This window comes from Leucobacter alluvii, assembly GCF_039530485.1.
In the GTDB taxonomy this organism is placed as follows: domain Bacteria; phylum Actinomycetota; class Actinomycetes; order Actinomycetales; family Microbacteriaceae; genus Leucobacter; species Leucobacter alluvii.
The window spans coordinates 59,065-65,064 of the sequence record NZ_BAAAOP010000009.1 but is presented as its reverse complement, the minus strand read 5'-3'; the positions used below and the strand labels follow the sequence as shown (position 1 = coordinate 65,064).

The 6,000-nt window shown below is 66.9% G+C and carries 7 protein-coding genes; 4 read left to right on the top strand and 3 right to left on the bottom strand.

Going from position 1 to position 6,000, the window contains the following annotated elements:
- Positions 1-141: 141 nt before the first annotated feature.
- Positions 142-408 carry a helix-turn-helix domain-containing protein gene (locus ABFX18_RS10820; RefSeq protein WP_090153046.1) on the top strand — a complete coding sequence of 89 codons (267 nt, stop codon included), beginning with the start codon at positions 142-144 and terminating at the stop codon, positions 406-408.
- A gap of 16 nt (positions 409-424) precedes the next feature.
- Here ABFX18_RS10820 and ABFX18_RS10815 read toward each other — a convergent pair whose 3' ends face one another.
- The gene (locus ABFX18_RS10815; RefSeq protein ID WP_346058323.1) at positions 425-802 is read right to left on the bottom strand and encodes a hypothetical protein; all 378 of its coding nucleotides are present in this window, start codon (positions 800-802) and stop codon (positions 425-427) included.
- A gap of 135 nt (positions 803-937) precedes the next feature.
- Positions 938-1,750, bottom strand: coding sequence for an endo alpha-1,4 polygalactosaminidase (locus ABFX18_RS10810; RefSeq protein ID WP_346058322.1), 813 nt, complete (start codon positions 1,748-1,750; stop codon positions 938-940).
- Between the two features lie 73 nt (positions 1,751-1,823).
- Between ABFX18_RS10810 and ABFX18_RS10805 the strand changes: the two genes are divergently transcribed.
- Complete coding sequence (locus ABFX18_RS10805; RefSeq protein ID WP_346058321.1) at positions 1,824-2,765, top strand: 2-hydroxyacid dehydrogenase; 942 nt, start codon at positions 1,824-1,826, stop codon at positions 2,763-2,765.
- 31 nt (positions 2,766-2,796) lie between these two features.
- On the opposite strand, the gene ABFX18_RS10800 is transcribed toward ABFX18_RS10805, so the two are convergent.
- Positions 2,797-3,726 carry a LysR family transcriptional regulator gene (locus ABFX18_RS10800; protein WP_346058320.1) on the bottom strand — a complete coding sequence of 310 codons (930 nt, stop codon included), beginning with the start codon at positions 3,724-3,726 and terminating at the stop codon, positions 2,797-2,799.
- Between the two features lie 150 nt (positions 3,727-3,876).
- Here ABFX18_RS10800 and ABFX18_RS10795 point away from each other — a divergent pair, with 150 nt between their 5' ends.
- Together ABFX18_RS10795 and ABFX18_RS10790 are read left to right on the top strand one after the other, a co-directional pair.
- Entirely contained in the window at positions 3,877-4,347 is a 471-nt protein-coding gene (locus tag ABFX18_RS10795; protein WP_346058319.1) for a CBU_0592 family membrane protein, read from the top strand.
- 134 nt (positions 4,348-4,481) lie between these two features.
- Positions 4,482-5,867 (top strand): glycine--tRNA ligase, encoded by a 1,386-nt coding sequence (locus tag ABFX18_RS10790; RefSeq protein WP_346058318.1) that lies wholly within the window; start codon positions 4,482-4,484, stop codon positions 5,865-5,867.
- Positions 5,868-6,000: the final 133 nt, after the last annotated feature.

The window sequence follows — 6,000 nt, the reverse complement described above, 5'->3', positions numbered from 1 at the left end:
TTTTACAGAAAGGGTCGTACAGTGTAAGCCAGAGACGGCACACACTGTACGACCCTTTCGCCATTTCAGGGCCCGCAAAGCCCCGACAGTGTGACTCATGATCGGTGGACTCATAGTCCGCACGACCGGCAAGGTGGTTGAGTGGAGATTCCAGCTCATCGCAAAGCCTTCGGGTCCCGTCTTCGTGAGCTGCGGGTCGCTCGAGGCTGGAGCTCTCAAGAAGCATTCGCGTTGCACGCAGGCCTCGACCGCACGTACGTCAGCGGAATCGAGAGCGGACGCCGCAATCCGACTCTCGACGTTGCAGCGCGCATCGCGGGTGCCCTGGAGGTGCCGCTGTCCGAGCTGTTCAGCCAGGTGACGCTCGACATGGGCGCATCCGCACTCGCGGACGCCGCGAACCGGTAGCTGCTCCTCGCGCGAGTCACCAGCGGCTCTCGAAGACTCGCTCGCTCGGGATGGCTCGGAGGAGTCTCGCGTACTTCGCGTGGAACTCGAACTCATCGGTGCGGCCGAGCTCGAGTTCGATGAGGGATGGGTGGGGGCGTCGCGTGCCCGGAAGTCTCGTGAGGTGCTGCGCCTTGTCGGTGCTCGGCGCCCAGATGGTGACGTGCGCGCGCTCATCGGTTCCGGGGATCGGAAGCTCCACGTACTCGCTGCCCGGCGGGAATGACTCGGCACGCGTCAGCCATTCCCAGAGCCCGGGATCATCGCCGTACAGTACGGTGGCACCCTCGGGATCGATGTCGTCGAACAGTGCGATCACGAAGGGTTGGAAACCGGGGGAGCCGTCGGGTGCCATGAGCTTCTCCATCTCATCTGCGCGTCGTTGTGCCCCCGCACCCCGCCGCCCTGCAGGCGGGTCCATGTGACGCATGGTCTACACCGTTCATTGTGCCTCATGCCTCCGACACTCGCTGAGCCGGGTGTCGCGACCTCAGCGGCAGGTCGAGAACTCGTACGCTGAACTCCCCGGGCGCGACAGCTGCCGATCCCGCAGGACGACGGAACGCGGCGTTTCTGGGTCGGCGCACATCTCGGAGAACGCCCGCGGCAGAGCATCGTCGTATTCGATGTCGATGACGGCGGCGCCGTACACCTCCGTGTACCGTGCGCATTCCGAGTACACCGCGCACTCCTCGGTGATCGCGAAGTCGAAGCCGGCACGCCGGTGCAGCAGTTCGGCATCTTCGGCAGAGTTCTTCTGAGCCGCGGCAAGCCCCGCATCGTGCGCGACGCGCACGTAGGCGGTTGCAAGGGCGAGATTGTCTTCGCGCGCGAGCGCTCCATCGCTCCGGGTATACGTGTCGAGGTTGTCGAACTCCACAGCGTCGAACCCCGCCTGTGCGCATGCGTCGATCCAGGGCGATACGACCTCGAGGATGCGTTCACGAGATGAACGGGACGACGTGTCGAGGAGTGTCTCATCGGGCCAGTCCGGATCGGCCACGAACTCCGAGCCCGCGCGCAGGAGCGCCTCGTCTGGCCAGATGCCGCGCTCGCCCGGCTGCGTCTGGAAGCCGTTCACGTAGCAGATCGAGTACCGAGCCGGATCCGGCTCGTCGAGACGATCCCGAGCGACGATCTCCACTTCAGAGGCCGGCTCGTAGCCGCCGCCCAGCTGATAGTCGGGTATTCCGCCCTCGGGAGGGAGGACCACGGCGCCGGCGGGCGGGGACGCGCAGCCGGCGAGCAGCATCAGCATGCACCAGGCCATCGCCCGTCCGCCTCGCTTCCCGCGACTCGTCATGACTGATCCTCCCGGTGCCGCACGCGCTGTGCCGCAGCCTCTCGATGCTACAGCTGACGCTAGACTCGCAGCCATGAGTGACCTCGTCGTGTCTCTGCCATCGGACCCCGGACTCCGCGAGGCGGTGGGCGATATCGACGGAGTGGATTTCTGCGCATGGGACCTCGACGGACCGGCGCCGCGCGACGAATTCGATATCGTCGTACCGCCGTACTGGGGAGGCGCCCGCCCGCTCGCGCATCTATCCGAGGTCGAGGCGAGGCTCGTGCAGTGGCAGTCCATCGGGTACAACGGCGTGGCGAAGCACCTCCCCGAGGGCCTTGCTCTCGCGAACGCTGCGACGGTGCACGAGGGTTCGACCGCCGAGCTCGCTCTGGGACTCGCGCTCGCCGCGCAGCGCGGGATCCCCCAGTTCGTGCGCGACAGTGATGTGCAACGGTGGCAGCTTCGCTCGCTTCCGAGCCTGGCCGACCGTCGCGTGCTGCTCATCGGCTACGGGGGCGTGTCGAAGGCGATCGAGGCGAGACTCGCCGGGTTCGAAGTAGAGATCACCCGCCTCGCGCGCACCGCCCGACGAGAAGAGAATCTGGCGGGCGACACCGTCGAAGTGCGCGGATTCGACTCGCTGCACGAGTGCCTCGCCGACGCGGAGATCGTCATGCTCGCGGTGCCGTTGACCGACGGTACGCGGGGCCTGCTCGACGGTGCAGCGCTCGCGGCATTGCCCGATGGGGCCCTGATCGTGAACGTGGCGCGCGGCCCGGTCGTCGACACGGACGCGCTCGTCGCCGAGTTGCAATCGGGTCGATTGCGGGCAGCGCTCGATGTCACGGATCCCGAGCCCCTTCCCGCTGGGCACCCGCTCTGGAAGGCTCCCAACGTGCTGATCACCCCCCACGTGGGGGGAGACTCGAGCGCAATGCTTCCGCGCATGTCGGCGCTGATTCGCCGTCAGATCGGCCACTTGCAGCGCGGCGAGGCTCCCGAGAACCTCGTTCTCGGAACCTGGGGCTGAATCCGCCCGAGCGACCCGGGGCGCGGATCCCTCAGCGGTGCTGGTGATCCGAAGCGGTTTCGCGGGGCGCCGTCAGCAGCTGGAAGAACTCGACGGCGGCTCCCACAGCGGGATCGGGTTTGCGCCCGACGCGATAGCGCAGAGAGATCTGGCGCGTGCCGAGTCCGGGGAGCTCGTGAGTCTCGACCCCTGTCAACGTGAACTCCTGCAGGGCGAGCTGGGGAAGGAGAGCGACGCCCTCTCCGGCGGCGATGAGGGCGAGCGCCGACTGATGGCTCGCGTACCGGTGCGGAGAGGTCGTCGAGAATCTGAGCCGCTCGCGTACCCGCTGGGCCGCGTGATGCACGCCTGAACTGCGGTCGACCTCGAGCCAGGGGAGCCGCAGCTGATCCAACGCGATCACGCCCATCGTCGCCTGCGTTCCCGCCGGGGCGACGAGCACCCACGGGTCATCGAGGAGTGCGACCTCGCGCACACCTGGACCGAGGGGCGGTGGCGGTATCGATTCGTCGCGCTCGATGGCGACGAGATCGAAGGCGGCGGTGCGGAGACCCCGCAGGAGATCGGGGAGGTCGCCTTCGACGGCCTCGAGGTGGACGCCGGCGAGTTCCGTGCGCCACCGGGGGAGCGCAGGTGCGATCACGCCGCTCAGGAAGCTCTGAAACGCGCCGAACCGCACAGTGCCGCTCGGCATTTCGCTTGCCGCTCCGACGCGAAGGGCGGCCTCGTTGACCTCGCGTTCGACGTTCTCGGCGAGTTCGACGAGCTCGCGACCGGCAGCGGTCAGCGTGACGCCTCGGGGGCTCCGCACGACCAGCGGCACCCCCACCTCCGCCTCAAGCCTTGCGAGCTGCTGAGACACCGCCGACGGCGTGAGGCTCAACGCCTCCGCGGCGGCCAGAACCCCGCCACTGCGCGCGATCTGGAGCAGGAAGGGCAGTCGGGAAACCGCAATTCTCATATTCAGAAATTCTACATCCGGCATGACGAAAGATTCGATTGTGCTGGATCGCGGGGCGTTCGAAAATTGACGAGTCGGCGCGTCGGGCCGGTGGGGGCATCGGTCGGGGTTCCTGAGGCGTGCCTGAAAACGAGTGGGAGGTGGGCGGCGTTGGAAACGTTGATCGGGAGCGTACTGGGCTGGGTGGGGACTCTCGGCACATTCGTGGCGTACGTGCTGATGCTGCGCGGTACCTGGTCGCCGTCGACGCGGGCCTATCTCACGTTGAACACCGTCGGCGGAATGCTCGCCGCGGGCGGCGCGCTCGCATACGGGGCGTGGCCCTCGTTCGCGTCGAACATCGTGTGGGGTCTCATGGGCGCCTACGGCCTGCTCGCGACGTTCAGGCGCAGGCCGGCGCCGATGTGCGCGGAAGACGTGCCCGGGTCACCCTCCACGTCGGCGGCGACGCTGGCGATGACGGTGCCCCTCCCGGTGCTGCCGCTCCCGCAATCGCCCTGGGATCCCAGCAACACCGTGGCGGCGCCCATCAGCCTCCCGTGGCTGCCGCGCGCCGACACCGCCGAGACTCCTTCGAAGCTCACTGCGAGCCAGACGCAGCCCGCCGCGCTCGCAGCGTAGCGGGCAGCAGCTCACCTCTCGACGGGCACCGTCGGGATGAGCGGCATCGGTCGGTAGACTGGGCGTCTCTGCCGTTGCGTCACGAGCGCATCGGCGCCAAGATCCCCGCTTGCACCTTGGAGTGATACAGAATTATGGCTGAGCAGTCCCGCCTCGATAAGGTCATCGCCCTCGCCCGCCACCGCGGCTTCGTCTTCCAAGCGGGTGAGATCTACGGCGGATCGCGCTCCGCGTGGGATTACGGCCCCTTGGGCACCGCGTTGAAGGAGAACATCAAGCGCCAGTGGTGGAAGGCCATGGTGCAGAAGCGAGACGATGTCGTCGGCATCGACTCGAGCGTCATCCTTCCGAAGCAGGTGTGGGAGGCTTCAGGGCACGTCGAGGTCTTCAGCGACCCGCTGATCGAGTGCCTGCACTGCCATAAGCGCTATCGCGAAGACCACCTCATCGAGGCCTTCGAGGAGAAGAAGGGGCGTGCTCCGAAGGACGGGCTCGCGGAGATCGTCTGCACGAACTGCGGCACCCGTGGGCAGTGGACGGAGCCTCGCGCATTCTCCGGTCTGCTCAAGACTTATCTCGGCCCGGTCGACGACGAGGCCGGCATGCACTACCTCCGCCCTGAGACCGCGCAGGGGATCTTCGTGAACTTCGCGAACGTGCTCCAGGCAGCGCGCATGAAGCCGCCGTTCGGCATCGGACAGATCGGCAAGAGCTTCCGCAACGAGATCACGCCGGGCAACTTCATCTTCCGCACGCGCGAGTTCGAGCAGATGGAGATGGAGTTCTTCGTCGAGCCAGGCACGGACGAGGAGTGGCAGGAATACTGGATGAACGAGCGCATGGCGTGGTACGTCGGCCTCGGCATCGACCCCGGGAACCTGCGGTTCTTCGAGCACCCGAAGGAGAAGCTCTCCCACTATTCGAAGCGCACCGCCGACATCGAGTACCGCTTCGGATTCACCGGCGGAGAATGGGGCGAGCTCGAAGGCATCGCGAATCGCACCGACTTCGATCTCTCGACGCACTCGAAGCACTCGGGCAAGGATCTCAACTTCTTCGACCAGACGAAGAACGAGCGGTACACGCCGTACGTGATCGAACCAGCAGCCGGCCTCACCCGCTCGCTCATGGCCTTCCTCGTCGATGCGTATCGTGAGGAGGAGGTCGCGAACGCGAAGGGCGGCACCGATAAGCGCACGCTGCTCGCGCTCGATCCGCGTCTCGCGCCCATCAAGGCGGCGGTGCTTCCGCTGAGCCGCAACGAGGCGCTGTCGCCGCTCGCGCGGGAGATCGCGCAGGAGCTCCGCGATGACTGGAACGTGGACTTCGACGATTCGGGGGCCATCGGGCGTCGCTACCGGCGGCAGGACGAGATCGGCACGCCGTTCTGCGTGACGGTGGACTTCGACTCGCTGGACGATAACGCGGTGACTGTGCGCGAGCGCGACACGATGGAGCAGGTGCGCGTGCCGCGCGCAGAGCTGCACGCCTTCCTCGCCGAACGCCTGCGCGGAGCCTAGCGAAACGCAACGCGTTTCGGTCGGCTCCGATGACGCGGAGCGTCAGCCCGTGGAGCGCAGCGAAGGGTGGGAGCCTAGCGAAACGCAACGCGTTTCGGTCGGCTCCGGTGACGCGGAGCGTCAGCCCGTGGAG